This is a genomic window from Yersinia mollaretii ATCC 43969, assembly GCF_013282725.1.
Taxonomy (GTDB): Bacteria; Pseudomonadota; Gammaproteobacteria; order Enterobacterales; family Enterobacteriaceae; genus Yersinia; species Yersinia mollaretii.
Genome location: NZ_CP054043.1, coordinates 309,336 through 329,244 on the forward strand (window position 1 = coordinate 309,336; position 19,909 = coordinate 329,244).

A 19,909-nucleotide genomic window follows, 5' to 3' on the forward strand; every position below is an offset into this window, starting at 1 on the left:
TTTGTTGCAAGGAAGAGCTGCGCGACATAAAACTCAATACTATTCAATTACATATATGAACTTCAATTTTTTATCGGATCTTTAGTTCACCTACCACGATGAAGTTGTGTAATGCAACATACAGCATCGTGGTTAATAAACCTCTCCGAATTAAAATGCAATAGTGTTGAACTCGACAAATGCAATAAATAATATATTTAGTAACTTGACATTAAAATATTATTCAAATTCATAGGCCACATACACTAATAAAGCTATTCAATTCGTTGATCATCCTGCATGATTAAATAATGGTTAAAAAATTCGGATGTGGCTTTATCTACAGAATAAAATAAACTCTCATCTTTCCATTTGCGGCTAAGATATTCAATGGCTGCGACACGAAAATCACCTTGTTTTAAATCTTCAAGGTATTTTATGACTGTATTATGGCTTAGACCTTGTAACTCAGCATTGTAGATCCTCAACATAATAGCAATCGACTGAAAGAACGGGTCAATCAATTTTTTTTCTATAACCATAGCATCTTGAAACTTGCCCTCACGGCAGAGAGACTCCGCGTGAAATAGAATATCAAGCGTAGCATCCAAATTATTTAAAGTTGTCTGAATTGAAGTTGGTTCTATACCGCATTCGTAGGGACTTTTAGGATTTTTAATCCGTAAAAGGTCACGAGAAGTATTATAATGTCTGCTATATATATGGAATGTCCCTACATACCAGGATAAGGTTCCCACCTGATAACCTAATGTTGTCGCGACAATTTCGTGAAGTACGCTCCACTCAAAGAAGTTAATACCACTAAACCCCCAAATAGCATCATTTGCTCGAACCGTAACATGCAAATATAATATATTATCTCTCTGTATAAATTGCAGCCAATTATTGCATGGTACATCTTTTGTATCTGAATAATCACTCATGGGATCAAATAAAGACATCACTGCGCGTTTAGTATTAGGATCTTCTTGCAATCGGCTGATGACACAAGAAACCTGATCAGTTTTCCCCATCCAATTTCTTAGACGCGGCCCATAAGCGGCACGCCATGTCTTGTTATCATCAGAAAACTCTATTGATCTCGGTAGGTAATGCTGTAGAAACTCAAGGTCTCCCCTACCGGCAAGTACCCAGATAGTTTCTGCAAGTTGGGCAAATACATTATTTTTACGCTCAGGAATGACAAGAAAACGCTCCCTGGGATTTGCAATTTTCGTCAGTGTTGATAATACTTCTTTTTGTGTCTGGCCTCTTGCAACCATTTCTGTACCAACGCTGTCAATATTCCTAAGAACATCGAGCAATGCATGAGTAATATTCCGATTCATTTTAATTTTTCCAGTCCATTTTTATTTAACGCTTTTTCAATAATATCTGTAAATTCAGTAATATTTTTATAGTGATATATTTCAACCCCAGGGCTTCCTGCAATCATTGCGGATACTAATTTATCGCTATCACGATGCAATACAATCACCGGAATCCGCCACAGAATAGCTGTAGCTATTTCATATCCGACACCTAAGCTTGGTATTGTCACCTCAGCTACAACCACATCGGAATGACGTAACCATTTAAGATCTCGATCATGTATCAGCCGATCAGAAAGAGATGACTGTCCTTTAATTGAAAGTTAATAATCACCAACATGTTCTGTAATCACTTTCCCATACTTTTTAATCTCATTAATTAAGCTGGCATAAATAACAACATCCTCACGACCCGCTCTAATTGAACCAGCAAAATAAATGATGGGCTGTGATGCTACATCATTTAATGTATGGGTAACTGACGATTCTTCTTTGTTCATTTCCTATCCTTATATTTAGTTGTAACAGTTATCTTTAACTCTAATAGTTTGTAAGCTCCCCTACTTTGAAAAAATAAGGACCACAAAAATGACCATATTGAAATTCCATTCAGAAATAAAGTGACACCTACCCCGTAAACCGTAAGTTAGCGCTTAATAATATAATTTAAAGATTCTGTTAATGGCAACTGGCCAGCATAAGTAGATTGAACACACCAATAACTAATATAACTGTACAGATTTACGTGTTCACCTTAGACATACTGATGCATTAAAATAATACGATAAAAATTCTCATTAAAAAAAAGAAATATACTACATTACATTTTTAAATTACTTTTAAAACAAATAAAATCATCAGGGTTTAAAATAAAAAAACCTATGAAATAGAAAAAAATCCATGCAATAAAGAAATGTAACTCATCTATCTTCCCGCCAGAAGCTCCCACAAGGGGAGCTATAAAGAGTTATGTGGCTGAGATGACCTTGACTCGCTGCTTATTTTCTATCCCCATCAAACACCATCTTCCATTGCGGCACTGCACTAGCAAAGGTACCGCGGTGGCTGGTTTGGCCGGTAGAAATCGCCTGCACCTGCGGATTGCCATTACCCATCGCCTGTTGATAGGTCATCGGCAATTTCCCCAGTCCGACGCTGATGGCTTCATCCGCTTCGCCATAATAGTTTTTCACTGAGGTTTTAATCACCCAGCGGTAAGCCTGAGTATCGGCTATCAATCGGCCATAGGCTGACGCCGCAAAAAATTGCGGATCAAAATATTCCGCCCGCACCAGCTTATGTAAATCGGTGGGAATATCGGCTGCATTGAACGGTTTTTTCTCATAGGCATTGCGCGCTACTTCATAATAATCGTCATTGATGACCGAACGCGCCAAACCGGGCACACCGTAATAATGTTCGAAAGAGAATGCGGACAGGATAAATAACGTCGGCACCCAGTCGGCATCATTCTTGCGTGGGAAATTGAGGAACCCGCTTAATGTCATGAAAATATCGGTCGGCGCACTGGCGGTTACTGCGGCCAACACAGGCTCTTTAATCTGTTCCAGCTTTTCCAGAAAAGCCATGGTGACAAAACCACCCTGTGACCAGCCGGCAAGGAATAGTTTTGGCGTGCTAATCTGCATCTGCTTTAGCACTGCCCTACTGGCCTGCAACATATCATAACTGGCCTGCTGATGACTGCCCTTCACCATATAGCCTTCCGGTTCGCTGGACTCCCCCATGCCAAAATAATCTGCGCCAATGACCACATATCCCTGCCCGGCAAACTGGGCAATCATCAATGCAGTTTCAGGGGACTGCTCCGGGAACGAAGGAACTTGCTGCTTTCCGTACACCGTGCCGTGTTGGTATGAAACCATTGGCAGCGTGGTGGCTTTGATATCAGGGATCGCCAGCAGCCCACTCGCAACCGTAGGCTTATTACCACGCTCCGGTATCACCGATGGATAAGTGACACGATAGAGCTGCACCCCATTAGTTGCTGGCGAGTATTTTACTGTTACACCAGAAAATTCGGGGGTTTCCTGCTGGAGAATTTTATTGAGCCGCGCCTGATCCCAATGACCAATCAACTCAAACCTCACCTCTGATGGCACTTCAACCACCTGAGTACTCTCTGCGAGAGCAGGGCTTATAGGGAGAAATAGAAAAGATGAGAATAAGAGAATGGCCACTATTTTACGAAGATATGACATGATTTTTCCTTTTTATTTTGGCTAAGAATGAGCCTCTCCAAAAATAGCAGATCCAGACTGATTTTCCTTATGTCACTGGCCCTAAAAACCAAACCAGAGTATTACCTATAGTCAGGTTAGTCACCGACTAACTCTCCATCAATACTGCAATCAAAGGGGATTGTCTGTAGGATAAAACCATTTGTTATGTAGTTCTGTTATTTAATTTCCGAAAAAGAAATACAAACGCGGATACAAACCAAGATATAACTATGTTTATCAATACATAAAGAAGATATGCCAATATTAAAAAAACGAGCATTAAAAACTAAAGCATAGGTATAAACCATACCTAAGTATAGCTTTAAATTATTTAAAAAAGATTTATCGTTGCCGAAGAGTAAAGATTGAAAATAAGCATTATAATTTAATATACAAAATAGAGATCATTATTAATGCGTTATCAAGATAATAGTGTTAATGAGAAATTCAATTCAAGTTAAAAAATCTTATTTATACTTAAAAGAGCACTAAAAATTTAACTTTTATGTCTTCTGAATAATCAATAACAACTGAAATCTTACAATTAAGGATGAAATTTATGTCTGAATTTATAAGCTCTCTAAACTTACATTCAACCGCAATTAAATCAATGCCAGAAATTTTGTTTGAAGAATCAATATCAACCCAAAAAACTATTGTCTGGGAAAAAAATGCCTCAGGCATGGATAAAGATTTTTATGTTAGTCTTTCGGAATTTTACGGTGTAATGTTTTGCAAGCCGAGAGTGAAGAGAAGTGAACTATTCAATCATAATGCATTAACAAATATTATCCCAGACTTTCTTCTGCCCAAGTTACAAAACATAACACCGATAAATAATGGTAATTTTACTGAAAAAAAACCTGAAAAAAATCTCACAAAAAACAATAATAAAGCTTTGGACTATTATTACCGTAAGGTAAATGAAAATAACAAAAGTAAAATGAGAGAGTATGAACCTGCATATAAAACAGAGGTAATTAAGTTCATTGCCAAAATTAAACCTATTATGCAAAGCAGTACTTTAGATCCAAAAATCTTACCCATAATAAAAGAAGTCACAGATAAACAAGCACTCTATGACAAAATTAAAGATATACAAAAGTATCTGGATCATATCTGCATGTATGTTGGCGAATTAACTTTTGTCATTGAGGAAAAAACACATAACATTAAGTTAATTGATCTTGCTGCTGGTTCGGGTGGAGAATCAGCAAAAAAAAATCAGCCCGCGATTTCATCTGGTCTAATGAACATTCAGGAACATATTCAGTCAAAATACTTAAACAACAAAAACAATGTTGATTCAGAGTACTCACGCCTCCCCAAAAACAATACCATTATTTATGGCTCTAATGACAAATAAATATAATCTAAAAATTCAGGAGAAATAAAACCATTAACAAATAGAACATTATAAAACATCACAACTTATGGTGTGGCAACTATTTTTGAATAGTATTTTCAACCTGCTAATATTAAATAGGCAACCCAAAAACGCATATTTTGATGTAGAAACGGAAATTACCAATATTCACTTGCAATGACCATCGTATAAATAACTACGTAAAATTATTCATTTTTACTTTCAAATTCAATGGAGTTGATTCATGTCTTCAAGAATATTGTATACTGCCCGAATGGCTGCACTCGCTGCCACTTTATCGTTCTGTATCACCCCTTCGTCATTCGCGTATGGCCAACTTTATGTATTTGGCGATAGTCTGAGCGATACCGGTAATAATGGAAAATTCACCTACGATAGCAGTACCCACCTTCTGTATGACGAAGTGTTAGCACAACATATAGGCGCCAACCTGATCCCATCCAATATCGGCGGCTTCAATTATGCTACTAGTGGTGCCGTAGCTACTCCGGCACTGAATGCCACTAACAACACTCAAGATCAAGTGCAAAATTATCTGAACCAAGTCAATGGTAAAGCAGATAGCAACGGCCTGTATATCCACTGGATCGGCGGTAATGATCTCGCTGCAGCTGCAACATTAAACCCAGCCGCGTCACAAACAGTGGCTTATACCAGTGCTGCGGCTGCCGCTATGCAGGTACATTCATTGCTAAACGCGGGTGCTGGCACGGTGATAGTGCCGACGGTCCCCAATATCGGTTCTACGCCAATGTTAATGGAGTTAGTTATCCAGCAAGGATTGACCTCTGTGCAAAATGCCGCAGTGCAAGCGGCCTATGCCACGCTAAATTCCCTTGCCACTCCAGACAATACCAGCCATCAGCAGGCTATTCATCAGGCACTTACCGCTGCTGCTGGGCAAGCAAGCATTATCCCACCAGTCCAGCAAGCGATCGCAGCTCAGCTTATCGACGCCTACGACAAATTAAGCACACAGGCCGAGCAACTTACCAACTTTTTCAATAGCAGCGAAGATCACCTGTTAGCACAAAGTGGTGGCAATATTGTAAGAGTTGATGTGAACAAATTATTTGCCGAAGTTATCGCCAACCCACGCCAATTTGGTTTTACCAATACGGTAGGGATGCCCTGCCCACCGGGTGTATCGTCAGCAGTTTGTAGCGCTACGCAAACCGGTTTTGATCACAGCCAATCGTATCTGTTTGCCGATAATTTTCACCCAAGTCCACAAGCCCATTTGCTGGTTGCCGATTATATGCAGGCAGTACTTGATGGGCCAACACAAGCTGTCGCCCTGACCCAAGCTACGGCAGCAATAGCCCGAGACAGCCGCGCCACGCTTGATAGCCGCTTCCAACAATTACGCATCGGCAAAAATCCGCAGAATACCCTAGGAATCTTTGGCGGTTATGCTGGGCAGCATTACGACTATTCAGCCAATTTGACAGCTGGAAATGGCAATGCCACCACACATAATCTGAGTGTGGGTGTTGACTATCAACTGACTAGTCGCTGGCTTATTGGAGCGCTGATATCGGGTTCGAATGACAATCAACAACCTTCCACCCGCTATGATTACAAAGCACGAGGTCTCTTGTTCTCAGCATTTACCGCCTTGAATATAGTTGACCACGGCTGGATAAATGCTGATTTACACTACGCAACTATGAATTACGATGACATCCAACGCAGTATGCAACTAGGGCCAATGACCCGTACTGAGAACGGTAATACCGATGGTAAACAATGGGGAGCAAGACTGACCGTAGGTTATGACATTCCGATCACTCCCTATCTGACAACCGGGCCGATAACACAATTCTCTCTCGACTACAGTAATGTGTCGGGTTACAGCGAGCAAGGTAGCAGCAGCACTGCAATGCATTTCAACGATCAAACCTACCATTCACAGATTGGTGCACTCGGCTGGCGATTGGATGGACAATTTAGCCAATTCGCCCCTTACGCCGAAGTGCTCTATCAGCACCAATTTGGTGATGATGTCTACCGAGCAGGTGGCGGGTTGAAATCTACTCAAACCCAATTTGTGCGTAACACCGCCAAACAGGATAACAACTGGCTGGATATTACTCTCGGAGCCAGCCTACCATTGACCGACCGATTAACTGCATTTGCCTCCATCTCTCAAACCGGTAATCTGAGCAGTGGCGAACAGCTTCGATATAACATCGGTGTCAGTGCCCTTTTCTAGTACAAAAGCGGTAAATCTGACCAGGCAACTGGTTAGATTTTCTTAAACTAATAATGAGAAATAAAACGATACCAGTAGGCTAAGGTATATTTAGCTGGAAAGGTCGCAACCGCCCCTAATTTTTAGGCATCGCAATACTGTAGGTAATTTCCACTTAACTTATAATCCAAATCCATTAATTGAAAATAAAAACCCCTAAAACCTTAAAGTTCACTTTAATATAAGACATGATAAATATTTCATAATATTTATATTTGTAATTATTTTTATTATTTATTGGATTAATAAGTGGAAAAAATAAGTTAATCGTATCGAATTGATGCCCTAACCTATGCATCAGCACTGTCTTTCCTCTGTAGAACTGCCTTTTTTTTGGGGTAACACCATAAAAAGGTCAACGATTGTGCTTATGAAAAATATACGTTAAATATTAGTTAACCTTTTGTAGCCTCCTCAGTGAAGCTATAAATCGGTGATACCTGTGTACCAGAAAATCCGAATTTAAATAACAAGGAATATACAATGAAAAAATTTGACCGTGATGCCACCCTCGCTAGCTGGTTTTTCTATCAAACCTACGGCGTTGATAAAAAAATAAACACGCAACAAAAATTACATTACCTGCGTCTTCTGCTTGCTTGTGCTAAAGCTGATGGCGAGATCTCTCCTGGGGAAATGGATTATTTTATCGGTGCAGCATTTGCTCGTGGTTGCACTGAAGAAATGGTTATGACATTAATTGAAAATGAAGCCACTATCGATCTCTCTACGGAAGTGGTTGACTTTATTAAACTAAATCCGAATGCAAAAAAATCGGACGTTCTTGCATTGCTGTACAGTGCAATGCAAGTCTGCGCGGCAGATGGTACATATAGCACTGAGGAAGTTAACGCCGTCAGAAAAGTTAGTTCTCTACTCGGTATTTCTAAAGAAGAATTACAGAAAGTTGAAGATTTCTTTGCAAAAGATCTGTCTTTAAAACAAGAAGCACGAACACTGTTCGTCGGTTGATAAGCTGTAAACCACCTAGATGTAGAAAATAAAACTGTGCCAGCCATATATTATAAAGCTGGCACAGACTAATGCGCGAAAATAAAACCTTCCGTTTTGTTTAATGGATTACTAATACAAAAATACACAATGAAAAAAAACCTAAGAATTGCCGTAATTGGCTCAAGCTTTAGTGGTTCACTTTTCACCAGACAACTTGAACGCTATTTAAAAAATCCAGAAGTCATTATTTTTGAGAAAAATGCTCATTCCAGTGCATTTCCACATTGGACTCAACCAGAAAAAGGGGCAGCCATATTCATTAATCCAAATGGTATGTCAACCATCAAACACTACGATAACGCGCTTTATCACCAACTACGGGAAATAGCAACTCCGCGCATTTCGATAGAGATTGATTCTATAAACATTAATCATGAAAATCTTTGTGAAATTAAAGATATTATAGATAACGGATTGGCTGATGACTATGGCGCAACAGTCAGGTGGGATAGCGCCAATAAATTATTACGCAGCCTCTTAGATGAGTCTAGAATTGTCTATGGCATGCAGTTGGCGTCTTACAAATATAACCCTACCACACATAAAATATCACTTTTCTTTCATGAAAATAGCACCTACGCCGATGAAGATTTTGGTGAGTTTGACCTATTAGTTGCTGCAGATGGCTGTTATTCGACGGTAAGAGACACCGAGGGGCAGTTTAATTTAAAAGATTCAGACACTACAACCTATCATAATATTTCTAATTTCCGTTTATTAGTACCGAATACATCTGTACCTATCGTTGAAGATTTAAAACTAATCTACAATATCCCGGACAAAACAGAGTATCCCCATTACCAAGATTTGCCCCCATTTAATTCATTATGCCGTGTTGGTTTATCTCATTGTCAAGCTAATGAAAAAAATCCAGCAGGATCAACTTACCTGTTCGGAAATTTTGCTCTCGGTAATAACACTGAAATATCACCAGTAATGAAAAATTCTGATTTTTTAAAAGCACTCTTCATGCCAGCAGGGGGGTCATCAAATTTGACCAAACAAGGTAAATGGCTCATGAGTGTATTGGAAAATGAATATGCGAAAATACACTGGTCAAGATTTCAATCAACTCCCATTAAATTTACCCCAACAGCACGTGCGAATACGGAAGCTTTGCCTATTCTTTATCTTGGTGACGCCGCCCATGCCTTTCCACCATCCCTAGGACAAGGTGCGACAACCGCGATTGAAGATGCTTACTATTCATCCGAAATATTCATTGATAGCATCATTGAACATCAATATTTCGTAAATACAAGTAGTTATCCATTTATCATTACATTGCTGGAAAAAATAAATGCTCAGAGAAAGTCAAGAATCGAGATGATAAAAAATGCCAGTATTTCTGCGGGTAACCATTTAATTTCAGAGAACATGTATGAAGAACTTCAACATGAGGCTGAATTATGGGCCAAGAGCAGTCAGTGGCGAAATATAATTCGCAGTATATGGAAAGGGTATCCACGCCCAAAGGATGAGTCTTTTTGGCGATAGGGAAAACTTATTACATGCACTATCACTGCAGCAGTTAAAAGTGAAGATGACTACCAAGCCGCACTTGTTGCCTCTAATGACCGAGCAACTTTGGTCATCAGCGATCCATTAATGGCAAGAATCAGTGCCCAAAGTTGCTATTGTAAGCACACCTGTTTTAGTTCCACGTACTTTTAGAGATCTTCCGACATACTGAATATGTTCCCGGAGGATATCGCCATGCATAAAATCCGATTCACTGAGCACCAGATCATCGCCGTTCTGAAGTCTATCGAAGCCGGACGTACTGTCAAAGATGTCTGCTGCGAGGCCGCTGTCCACTCCTCTTTATTCCATATACGCCAACTCCACAATAGCCGTATCAATGCAAACACTAAGCCATGGTATAAATGAAATAATGTGTGTATTTGGAATTTCCCGTATTAATAATACTCCCCACAATCCCGATAAATAGCGTCAATATTGCTCGATCCTCTCTTATTGCAACAGGGTCCGATATCCTGCATATTTTGTGTTCATTTATGCGGTCTATGTTGTCACTCTGCAATTCATCCGCTCTCCCTCTCTGCCCAATGCAGTTTCATTAGGCTTAATAGGATAATATACTGTTTTATATGATAATTTTATCAAAAAATAACAATATGAATTCCTATAAATTCAAGAGGTAAATACTATTTATCTGTTTTTTTTATATTTGCTACCGCAAATATAGTTAACTTAAAAACTATCAAAGGAAAATTATGAATTTGGCGGATATAAAACTCTCGCATCGATTTATGGCGTTGCTTGCCATTATGGTGCTTGGATTTGCAGCTTATGGAGCTTGGTCGTTTAAAGTACTGAATAACCTCAAAGTAAATGGCCCGGTCTATCAAAACATCATTCAAGATAAAAATCTGATTGCAGACATACTTCCTCCCCCTCAATATATTATTGAGTCCTATCTTATCTCGCTTCAACTAGCCTCCGCGTCTGCTGATGAACGTAATGAATTGATTTCTAACCTTAAATACAAGAAAAAAGAGTTCGAAAATCACCGCGAATTTTGGACCCATTCAAACCTTTCTAACGAGTTGAAAGAGCAGCTACTGGCAGCGACGGGCAAGCCAGCCCAAGAATTCTATCAAATCGCTTTTGATCAATTCATTCCTGCTTTAGAGAGTGGTGATAATCTAGCCGCCGCAGTTGCTCTTGAAGCGATGAAAAAACACTATGGTGTGCATCGTCATGCCATCGACAAACTTGTCGAACAGGCCGCTAAGCTCACTGAAACTGACGAAGCAGATGCAAAAACCAAAATTCAAACTGCGATGTGGAGCATGTCGGCTATTCTCATTGCTGCGACAGTACTGGTCGGGTTATTCCTATTGGCAATCTCGCGTAGTTTGATCAAACAATTGGGGGGCGAACCCGGCTATGCCGTTGACATCGCAGGGAAAATTTCTGCTGGTGACTTATCGGTGTCAGTGGACACCAAGCCAAACGATCAGACAAGCCTACTGGTTGCGATGAAAATCATGCGAGATAGCCTCGCCAAGATCGTTAATGAAGTTCGTACCGGTACAGAGACGATGGTCACATCCTCTTGCCAGATAGCCAGTGGCAATCAGGATTTATCCTCTCGCACTGAACAGCAAGCCAGTTCGCTAGAAGAAACTGCATCGTCGATGGAAGAGTTTACCAGTACCGTCAAGCAAAATGCTGATAATGCGCGTCAAGCTAATATTTTGGCGACGGCGGCTTCTGAAGTGGCAATCAAAGGCGGTTCAATGGTTTCGCAGGTCGTCGATACGATGGGTTCTATCCACTCTTCCTCTAAGAAGATCGTCGATATTATTGGTGTTATTGACAGCATTGCATTTCAGACCAATATCTTGGCATTGAACGCAGCGGTAGAAGCGGCTCGTGCAGGAGAGCAAGGTCGCGGGTTTGCGGTGGTCGCATCTGAAGTGCGCAACCTTGCGCAACGCTCGGCCAGTGCCGCTAAAGAGATCAAAACGTTGATTGGCGATTCGGTCGACCAAGTCAATATCGGCACCGGGTTGGTTGATCAAACTGGCATCACCATGAATGAGATAGTTGAAAGTATCAAGCAAGTCTCTGACATCATGGAGGAAATCAACGAGGCAAACCAAGAGCAGACTTCGGGTATTCAGCAAATCAATCAGGCGATCATCCAAATGGATAATGTCACCCAGCAGAATGCAGCGCTGGTTGAAGAGTCGGCTGCGGCGGCACAATCCTTACAAGATCAGGCTGAAAATCTGTCGCAAGTTATTAATATATTTAACCTTAATGCTGCATATACTGCAACTGCCACCCCTACGCCATAAAAGCTCGAGTAATAACACATCTGTAGCATAAGCGAGGTGGTAACAGCCACTTCGCTTTTCCCAATAAAAAGAAGTCGCTTCTAATATTTCGATATAAACTATTTATGTTTATATTTTTAAATTGGGGCCGTGATGTCGAAGGTAACTAAAATATTGTTAGTGGAGGATGACCACCGTTTAGCTACGTTAATCGCTGAATTTTTAGCCAAGCAGCTATTTCAAGTCAAAGTGATTAGTCGTGGCGATACCACCACTGAAGATGTTGCACAAGCCCACGAACAATGGATGAATGATACGCAATGAGGGAATAGGAGTGGTCTCACTTTATGAAAGATCATCAGCCCCATAGTGATCAGGGGGTTTACAAATTCATCTGTCGGCACTGTAATCTGGTTATCTTTAACTGGGATTTTTCCTGAGTTATGAAATACGCCAGAGACTCTCTGGCGTATAAAGTTGGCGAAAAAGTTGTTATTAATTCTAACTGGGCACCTCTACATGTTAACTCAACTTCGCTAACATACTATTATTTTACACGTTAGCTATTTGTGAATTACAACCGAGACTCGTTTTGATAAAAGGTATTATCATTAAGCATGGGTGACACTATCCGGCTATCCCTACCCTGCTGGCTCAACCTTTGGTACACATCATGAAGGTCTCAATCGGTGAAGAGATAATGTAATCATTGTTGTTTACTTTGCTCACCTTCATTTTCATATCGTCACTTTTTAGCCCATTAAAGAGCAGAAGCATGTCTGGGCTGCGTTTACTCATATGGATAGCGTAATAATTGCCATCTTTGCGGTAGGTAAAATCAATAATGCCATCTATGGATTTTACCTGTGTTTTTGGACATGAATGTGTGCCTGAAGCTAGCAAATACCCCTTCCCATTGTTGTGGATGGATAAAAATATATCCACTACACTATTTTTGTTACAGTCGTTGGCAATCAGCTTAGCGTGCATCCGCGCCCGACATTCAAACTCGCTTTGCAGCGGTAGATTCTTCCAGCCAAGGTACGCTAAAAAAACCACCATCATGACCAGTAATAAGGCCAGAGATAACTTAGTGCTCATTTTCATCTTTGTTTTCATGTTTAGATAAATAGTAATTTTCGCAAGGCACGTGAATGTCATATGGGCAGTAACTGAGCATATCCGTCATAATGACATGTCCCGATGAATCCTTTTTTTTATCTGCAAAATAGTAAACATTGGCCGGGCTATCACACTTCAAGTTTCCAGTATTGATAATCATCTTAATGGTGCTAATCGTGTTGCTGCTGTCCAACCGGCGAGTCGTATCATCCATCAGATAAATTCGGCATTGATCGATGTTAAAAAGCAGGGTTCTGAGTGATTGTAATCTGAAGTAATTATAAATACTCGGTGAGAAAAGCAGGGTCAAAACAGCAAAGAATAGAATCAACACTGCTACTCGCCCTTTAAAAAAACCAGAGAGTGACGTTTTATGGTGATCCGATATTGCCGAAGCGAGAGGTGGATCCACCTCATGGCGTTGAGTCAGTTCCACGCTTTTTGGGTCTGTTCTTGTCAGATGATTATCTTCGCCCATCTCTGTAATATCGGCTTCAAATAAAAAGCCGTGTTTGGGGATGGTTACAATCAAATTAGTATAGCCACACTGTGCTAGCGCTTTTCTTAGCATGGAAACATAGTTGTTCAAGTTATTACTTGAGGCCGTCAACCCTCTTTTTTCCCATAGCTCACTTAAAATGGTATCCCGACTCAGTGGAGCACCATTATTTTTTATCAGCAGCAACAGCAACTCACTGGTCACGCGAGTGAGGGTAATCATATCTATGTTGTTATCAGGGCAGAATAAAGTACCGTCTGAAGAGTTATATTTAACATTACCATTAATGATGTACTCCATCGTCTTTCCCCTGAATTAACCCTGTCGCTTTATATTTTTTCTTATCAAAAGAATCCTAAGCACTCATCCTCACTCTGGCTCCACTGCAGAGCTACCCTCTAACAAAATCTCTCCCTTAACTTTACCCACACTATAATTGTGTATTTTAATTGTCCCTTAAGTGTATACCACGAGAGAGCGCCATTCAATTTAACAGAGTTTAAATCTAACAAAAAGCATATGATAAGAATAAAAATCTATCGTCATGGGCAATCTAATTATATACATCCTATTTTTATTCCTTGATGCTAAGATAGACTCCATCAAAAAACACGGGATGAACCACATCAAATAAAATCAGATGGAGAGAACCTCATACTGATAAAAATAATACTCCCTCCCGATAGAGAAACTATTTCGCCTATGGCTCCTTTTTCATACCTGAGGATAATATAAAATGAAATATCATTTAAATACCAAATCACAGTTTGAACAAGCATCCCCTATACTGAAAAAAAACACACTCACACTCTCTATTAAGCACAAAATTAAATAACCCATCACAAGTTAAGTCTGGAATGAGAATATTAATTCCAAACGACCCGAAATTTTACTGATTTTATTTATCCAAAAAAACGGCTGGATTATGACTCGTAAATTAAGAATATCGATTGTTGACCAAAATAATTTTTTTGTCGAAGGGCTAAAAGACGCGATAAAAAAACACTGCCTTGCTAAAGGTATGTCTGTAGCATTTATGTCTCAGCAATTATCACACCAAGCCGCAAACCTGATATTTTGGGCACCCAGTGACCCAACGAATTTGGTGCCTGTGGGGTTGCAGAGCGAAGGCAATAATAAATCACAATTGATCATGGTACTGTCACAGCAGGAAATAAATTCAGTCAAACATCAAACACCATGGGTATTCTATCGCAATCAGAGTCTGGAGACTTTATTAGCCCTCGTTGATCAGGCGCTAATGGCTTCAGTCATTAAGGGCAACAAAAAAGAGCCTGAGAAACAACGTGATATTAGCCACTTAGATATTCTCACTCGTCGACAGAAGCAGATTATTAATTATGTTTCAGAAGGCATCTGCCCAAGTAAGATTGCCGATAACTTACAAATTCATGAAAAAACTGTCAGTAGCCATAAAAGATCGGCAATGAAAAGATTACAGCTTAATAAGACAACCGATTTATACTATTGGATACTCTCCCACTCTATGCCATCGATGTTAGAAAATCGCACACCAACATAAGCAGCTGCATGACCCATTGACAATATCACCGTGACGGAAGCCTCTCTAATGAGTATTTATAAAACGCTAATGCAAGGATTGCTCTTAACCTTTGTGTTACCCGCATCAATACAGGCCAACGTGGTAACCTCCACAGAAACCGAATTACAGGCAAAACGTCAATCTATTCCACAAGAGGGAAAAGAGTATATTACGTTAATACATCCTGTTGCCTCACAGCCCAAAGTGGTTGAATTTTTTTCCTTTTATTGCAGCTCTTGCTACCAATTTGTTGAGAATTATCCGGTCGCCGACGCCATTAATCGTATTTTACCCAAGGGTGAAACCGTCACCAAATATCATGTCAGCATGATGGGGCCACTGGGAAATGAACTGACAGAGGCTTGGGCTATTGCCATGGTCATGGATAAAACCCATGACGTGGAAAAACCGCTGTTCGAGGCCGTGCACAATCAAAAATTAAAAAACGTTGCCGACATCCAGGAAGTCTTTGCTAAAGCCGGTATGGATGCCGCGACCTATCAACAAGCACAACAAAGCTTGCTGGTTAAAGGGGCGATTGCACGACAAAAGGCCGCTATTGCCTCCTTTGGCGTCAAAGGAACCCCCACTTTTTACGTCAACGGAAAGTATCAAATACACAATGCCGGTATCGCGATCACAACTCCTCAAGCCTATGCGAATAACTTTGCCGAGGTAGTGCACGCCTTATTAGAGCAACAATAGGAGACCACAGGCGGCGGGGGTAATAAGCTGGCGTATAACATTTTATTCTTATGGTTCGCTGTTTTTTATCCCGCTCTTATGGCAATATACGTTCCATATATGTTTCATATAGGCATTTTATGGGTATCGTAAAAATCTCCGATCTGATGCATGAAAATCTGCGCATCGCCAGCAATGCCATGAGCCGCTCAATAAACTCGCAAGCAGAACACTGGCTTAAAATGGGTATGCTGGCTGAACTTTATCCCCAATTAACTCATCATGAGCTTGCCCGAGCATTAGTTCAGGCAGAACTCCAAGGGGGAGCTGACATCACCAGAATGATTCAAAATGAAGCTCTTCTGAATAAAAAAGAAGAGGAAGCACAATGACCGCAGTCAAAATCCACTCACCCGCTGAGATTGAAATGGCCCGCGCCGCAGGTCACGCCGCCGCTAAGGTATTAGAAATCATCACCCCCTATGTACTCGCGGGGGTGACGACAGATGAAATTGATCGGTTGTGCCACGACTACATTATTAACGAACTGAAGGTCATTCCGGCAAATATTGGCTATCACGGTTATGCCCATACCGTTTGCACCTCAGTCAATCATGTGGTCTGCCACGGCATTCCATCAGATAAAAAACTCAAAAATGGCGACATTGTTAATATTGACGTGGCCATTATTAAGGATGGTTGGTATGGCGATACCAGCAGAATGTATTTTGTCGGTGAGCCATCCGTCAGAGCTAAGCGTCTGGTCGATATCACCTATCTCTCCATGGTTGAGGGCATTAAGGTGGTGCGTCCGGGGGCGACACTGGGCGATATTGGTGCAGCCATTCAGCATGTCGCTGAAGGCGCAGGCTTTTCTGTGGTGAGGGAGTATTGTGGTCACGGCGTGGGTCAGGAGTATCACACCGCACCACAAGTGCTGCACTATGGGATCGCGGGAACAGGCATGATCCTCAAACCGGGTATGATTTTTACTATTGAGCCGATGATTAATGCCGGAAAAGCCGCGACCAGTGTCTTGGGTGATGGCTGGACCGTGGTCACCAAAGACCGCTCCCTTTCGGCACAATGGGAGCACACCATTGCCGTGACCGAATCAGGATATGACCTGTTGACGCCGTGGCCTGAAGGGACTGGCGAGTACATCGCAATATAGTTCGTGAAAATATAGTACGTCGCAATATAGCGCCACAAATCGAGCAAAAAGGCTTGAGTACGAAATACCACTTGCCAGAGAGTTGGCAAGTGGTATCTAGGTGCGGTAAATCCTTCACTCACTGAGCTATTAGGTACTCAGCGGTAATAGACCGCAATATGCTGGTCTTGCACTTTTTCTATGCTGACTTTGATATCGAAAATCTCCTCCAGAATATCAGGTTTCATTATCTCTTCCGGTGCACCCCGATATATCACCTCACCGTTTTTCATGGCGATCATATGGTCGGAATAAGCTGAAGCGAAATTGATATCATGGATAACCAGTATGATGGTTTTTTGCAGCTCATCAGCAGCACGCCGCAACTGTTTCATCATCGCCACGCAATGTTTCATATCTAAATTATTTAATGGCTCATCCAGCAGGATATATTTCGTATCCTGACAAAGCACCATAGCCACATAGGCCCGTTGCCGTTGCCCACCCGAAAGCTCGTCAAGATAACGATCTTTAAGCGGCATCAGATTGAGGAATGTCATGGCTGCAGCAATATGCTGGCGATCACTCTCGTTGAGCCGCCCTTTCGAATAGGGGTAGCGCCCAAACCCGACTAAATCCGACACGGTCAGGCGGCTGGTGAAATGATTCTCTTGGCGCAAAACGGAAAGGATGGTCGCGAGCTTATCCCCAGAGGTTTTCGCCACATCCAACCCATTAAACCGCACGCTCCCCAGATCTGGCGTCAGCAAACGGCTCATGATCGACAATAAAGTAGACTTACCAGCCCCATTGGGTCCAATGATGGAGGTAATCCCACCCGAAGGAATACTCTCATTGATATTATTGAGAACCGATGTGTCCTGATATTTTTTATTTATGTCATTAATTTCAATCACACGGGAGCCTTTTTTATTAAAAGATAAATAAATAGCGCGCCACCAATAAACTCAATCACCACCGATAGCGTTCCCGACATATTCAGCAGGCGTTCGAGGATCAATTGGCCGCCGACCAGTGTAATGGTTCCCAACAGGAAAACGCCCGGTAGCAAATATTGATGCCGGAATGACCCCACAATCGGATAAGCCAGATTCGCGATCAGCAAGCCCAAAAAGGTCAGCGGCCCGACCAGTGCCGTTGAGATAGCCACTAATAGCGAGACCAGCAGGAGAATCGCGGTTATTTTTTTCTGGTAAGCAACGCCCAGATTAATCGCGGTATTTCTGCCGAGCGCGATAATATCGAGGCAATAGCGCATACGCCAAACGAGAATACCCACGATCACAATTATTCCAGTGGAGAGGGCGATAATTTCCGGGGCAGCGCGGGTAAAAGTAGCAAACACCCTCCCCTGCAAGATGGCAAACTCCCCCGGTGAGAGCAGGCGCTGCATCAGGCTGGATAAACTGCGGAATAAGGTGCCGCACACCAATCCCACCAGCAGCACTTTATGCAGATTGATCCCCACTCCGCTCAGCAACCAGCGGTAAAGAAATACCGAGAACAGCAGCAGCAATGCTGATTCGCAGAGAAACTTACCGGTGACGCCCAACACTCTGAAACCATTGGCATCAATAAAGAATATCAACATTGTCTGAATGAGGATAAATAGCGCCTCAAGCCCCATGACAGACGGCGTTAATATTCGGTTATTGGTCACTGTTTGGAATAAGACGGTGGCGATACCTGCGGCAAAGGCGACCAGCAGCATGGTGGCTAAAATAAGGCCACGATGTACCAGAATATACTGAATATTGCCCTTCAGATTAATCGTCATAAAAATGATGATAGCGACCAGGGCAAGGATGCTCAGTAACACTAACCTTTTTGCCGGAGTGCTTAGCGTGCTGTTATTTGCCTGAAGCCGGCTCTCTTTTGAAGCATACTCACTAGCCTGCATGGCGTTTCGTCCTAACAATTAATAACAGGAAAACCAGTGCGCCAATGGCCCCTAAAATAACGCTGGCAGGTATTTCAAATGGGTAGCTAATTAAGCGACCGATAATATCGCACAGCACCACCAGCCCGCCCCCACACAGCGCCACCCAAGGGATGGTTCGGCGTAGATTGTCCCCCATCGCCATGCTGACAATATTGGGAACAATCAAGCCGAGGAAAGGAAGCACGCCAATCACCACCACTACCACGCCACTGGTGATAGCAATAATGGACATCCCAATCATCATAACGCGTTGATAATTCAAACCAACATTGACCGAGAAGTCCCGCCCCATTCCTGCAACAGTAAAACGGTCGGCGATCAGGCAGGAGATCAGCGTCAGCGCGCCCACAATCCACAGCAGCTCATAGCGGCCCTGCAACACACCCGAGAAATCACCGGACTCCCAGCTGCCTAGCGATTGCAGGAGATCGAACTCCATCGCCAGAAAAGTGGTGACCGCGCTAAATACCGCGCCCAGCATAATGCCAGTCAGCGGCACCATCAGAGCCGATTTCATTCTCATTCTCGCCAGTAGCATCATAAACAGCGCAGTGCCGCCCATCGCAAATAGCGTGGCGACCAACATCTTGACGATCACGGGGGCTGATGGGCTGAAGACCATGACCAACAATAAGCCAAGGCTGGCCGACTGGGTGGTGCCCGCAATGGATGGCTCAACAAAACGGTTTTGCGTCAGCATCTGCATAATCAGGCCAGCCACACTCATCGCACTCCCGGCCAGAACCAAAGCCAATGTACGCGGCACTCGGCTGAGCAGAAAGATGTCGCGCATATCGGGATCTGACCAGACATCCGTGAAGGTGACATGCCCGGCACCAATGAACAGACTGCACATCATCAGGCCCAGTAAGATAACTAGGCCGACGATAAAGCTAAGATTTTTCAT

At 42.1% G+C, this 19,909-nt stretch carries 19 protein-coding genes and 1 pseudogene; 11 read left to right on the forward strand and 9 right to left on the reverse strand.

Annotated elements, in window-relative coordinates; all coding sequences use genetic code 11:
* Positions 1-254 precede the first annotated feature (254 nt).
* The 4 genes from HRD69_RS01390 to HRD69_RS01405 form a co-directional block, all read right to left on the reverse strand.
* Entirely contained in the window at positions 255-1,328 is a 1,074-nt protein-coding gene (locus tag HRD69_RS01390; RefSeq protein WP_050413211.1) for a thymidylate synthase, read from the reverse strand.
* Positions 1,325-1,540: a hypothetical protein gene (locus HRD69_RS01395; RefSeq protein WP_172984589.1), complete on the reverse strand. Its 216-nt coding sequence runs from the start codon at positions 1,538-1,540 to the stop codon at positions 1,325-1,327. The genes HRD69_RS01390 and HRD69_RS01395 overlap by 4 nt, the downstream gene beginning before the upstream one ends.
* Positions 1,541-1,633: 93 nt before the next feature.
* Positions 1,634-1,810, reverse strand: coding sequence for a hypothetical protein (locus tag HRD69_RS01400; RefSeq protein WP_004876037.1), 177 nt, complete (start codon positions 1,808-1,810; stop codon positions 1,634-1,636).
* Positions 1,811-2,308: 498 nt separating this feature from the next.
* Positions 2,309-3,532, reverse strand: coding sequence for an alpha/beta hydrolase family protein (locus tag HRD69_RS01405; RefSeq protein ID WP_032815007.1), 1,224 nt, complete (start codon positions 3,530-3,532; stop codon positions 2,309-2,311).
* Between the two features lie 580 nt (positions 3,533-4,112).
* On the opposite strand from HRD69_RS01405, the gene HRD69_RS01410 reads away from it, so the two are divergent.
* The 7 genes and pseudogenes from HRD69_RS01410 (at position 4,113) to HRD69_RS01440 (ending at position 12,341) form a co-directional block, all read left to right on the forward strand.
* On the forward strand, positions 4,113-4,919 hold the full coding sequence (locus HRD69_RS01410) for a hypothetical protein (RefSeq protein WP_032815006.1): 807 nt from the start codon (positions 4,113-4,115) through the stop codon (positions 4,917-4,919).
* A gap of 274 nt (positions 4,920-5,193) precedes the next feature.
* Positions 5,194-7,155 carry an autotransporter domain-containing esterase gene (locus tag HRD69_RS01415; protein WP_004876032.1) on the forward strand — a complete coding sequence of 654 codons (1,962 nt, stop codon included), beginning with the start codon at positions 5,194-5,196 and terminating at the stop codon, positions 7,153-7,155.
* A gap of 522 nt (positions 7,156-7,677) precedes the next feature.
* Complete coding sequence (locus HRD69_RS01420) at positions 7,678-8,166, forward strand: TerB family tellurite resistance protein (RefSeq protein WP_004876030.1); 489 nt, start codon at positions 7,678-7,680, stop codon at positions 8,164-8,166.
* Positions 8,167-8,295: 129 nt separating this feature from the next.
* Positions 8,296-9,705 (forward strand): FAD-dependent monooxygenase, encoded by a 1,410-nt coding sequence (locus HRD69_RS01425; protein ID WP_004876029.1) that lies wholly within the window; start codon positions 8,296-8,298, stop codon positions 9,703-9,705.
* A 219-nt stretch (positions 9,706-9,924) separates the two neighbouring features.
* Positions 9,925-10,041: pseudogene (locus tag HRD69_RS01430) on the forward strand (transposase); the annotation flags it as partial.
* Between the two features lie 404 nt (positions 10,042-10,445).
* Positions 10,446-12,038, forward strand: coding sequence for a methyl-accepting chemotaxis protein (locus HRD69_RS20720; protein WP_004876027.1), 1,593 nt, complete (start codon positions 10,446-10,448; stop codon positions 12,036-12,038).
* Positions 12,039-12,170: 132 nt separating this feature from the next.
* Positions 12,171-12,341: a response regulator gene (locus HRD69_RS01440; protein ID WP_153802292.1), complete on the forward strand. Its 171-nt coding sequence runs from the start codon at positions 12,171-12,173 to the stop codon at positions 12,339-12,341.
* Positions 12,342-12,671: 330 nt separating this feature from the next.
* Here HRD69_RS01440 and HRD69_RS01445 read toward each other — a convergent pair whose 3' ends face one another.
* Both HRD69_RS01445 and HRD69_RS01450 read right to left on the reverse strand, forming a co-directional pair.
* Positions 12,672-13,118, reverse strand: coding sequence for a hypothetical protein (locus HRD69_RS01445; RefSeq protein ID WP_152412102.1), 447 nt, complete (start codon positions 13,116-13,118; stop codon positions 12,672-12,674).
* A complete protein-coding gene (locus tag HRD69_RS01450; protein WP_004876024.1) occupies positions 13,108-13,938 on the reverse strand; it encodes a winged helix-turn-helix domain-containing protein in 831 nt (276 codons plus the stop codon). Before HRD69_RS01450 ends, HRD69_RS01445 begins: the two co-directional genes overlap by 11 nt.
* Positions 13,939-14,563: 625 nt before the next feature.
* On the opposite strand from HRD69_RS01450, the gene HRD69_RS01455 reads away from it, so the two are divergent.
* The 4 genes from HRD69_RS01455 (at position 14,564) to map (ending at position 17,060) form a co-directional block, all read left to right on the forward strand.
* On the forward strand, positions 14,564-15,181 hold the full coding sequence (locus HRD69_RS01455) for a response regulator transcription factor (RefSeq protein ID WP_004876023.1): 618 nt from the start codon (positions 14,564-14,566) through the stop codon (positions 15,179-15,181).
* A 48-nt stretch (positions 15,182-15,229) separates the two neighbouring features.
* Positions 15,230-15,907, forward strand: a complete 678-nt coding sequence (locus HRD69_RS01460) for a DsbA family protein (protein ID WP_004876022.1) — start codon at positions 15,230-15,232, stop codon at positions 15,905-15,907.
* 119 nt (positions 15,908-16,026) lie between these two features.
* Complete coding sequence (locus HRD69_RS01465) at positions 16,027-16,278, forward strand: ParD-like family protein (RefSeq protein ID WP_004876021.1); 252 nt, start codon at positions 16,027-16,029, stop codon at positions 16,276-16,278.
* Positions 16,275-17,060, forward strand: coding sequence for a type I methionyl aminopeptidase (gene map / locus HRD69_RS01470; RefSeq protein WP_032815001.1), 786 nt, complete (start codon positions 16,275-16,277; stop codon positions 17,058-17,060). The genes HRD69_RS01465 and map overlap by 4 nt, the downstream gene beginning before the upstream one ends.
* A gap of 137 nt (positions 17,061-17,197) precedes the next feature.
* On the opposite strand, the gene HRD69_RS01475 is transcribed toward map, so the two are convergent.
* The 3 genes from HRD69_RS01475 to HRD69_RS01485 are packed head-to-tail and all read right to left on the reverse strand — an operon-like array spanning position 17,198 to position 19,909.
* Complete coding sequence (locus HRD69_RS01475) at positions 17,198-17,956, reverse strand: iron ABC transporter ATP-binding protein (protein WP_032814999.1); 759 nt, start codon at positions 17,954-17,956, stop codon at positions 17,198-17,200.
* Complete coding sequence (locus HRD69_RS01480) at positions 17,953-18,960, reverse strand: iron chelate uptake ABC transporter family permease subunit (RefSeq protein ID WP_032814998.1); 1,008 nt, start codon at positions 18,958-18,960, stop codon at positions 17,953-17,955. Before HRD69_RS01480 ends, HRD69_RS01475 begins: the two co-directional genes overlap by 4 nt.
* Positions 18,950-19,909, reverse strand: a complete 960-nt coding sequence (locus tag HRD69_RS01485) for an ABC transporter permease (protein WP_004876017.1) — start codon at positions 19,907-19,909, stop codon at positions 18,950-18,952. Before HRD69_RS01485 ends, HRD69_RS01480 begins: the two co-directional genes overlap by 11 nt.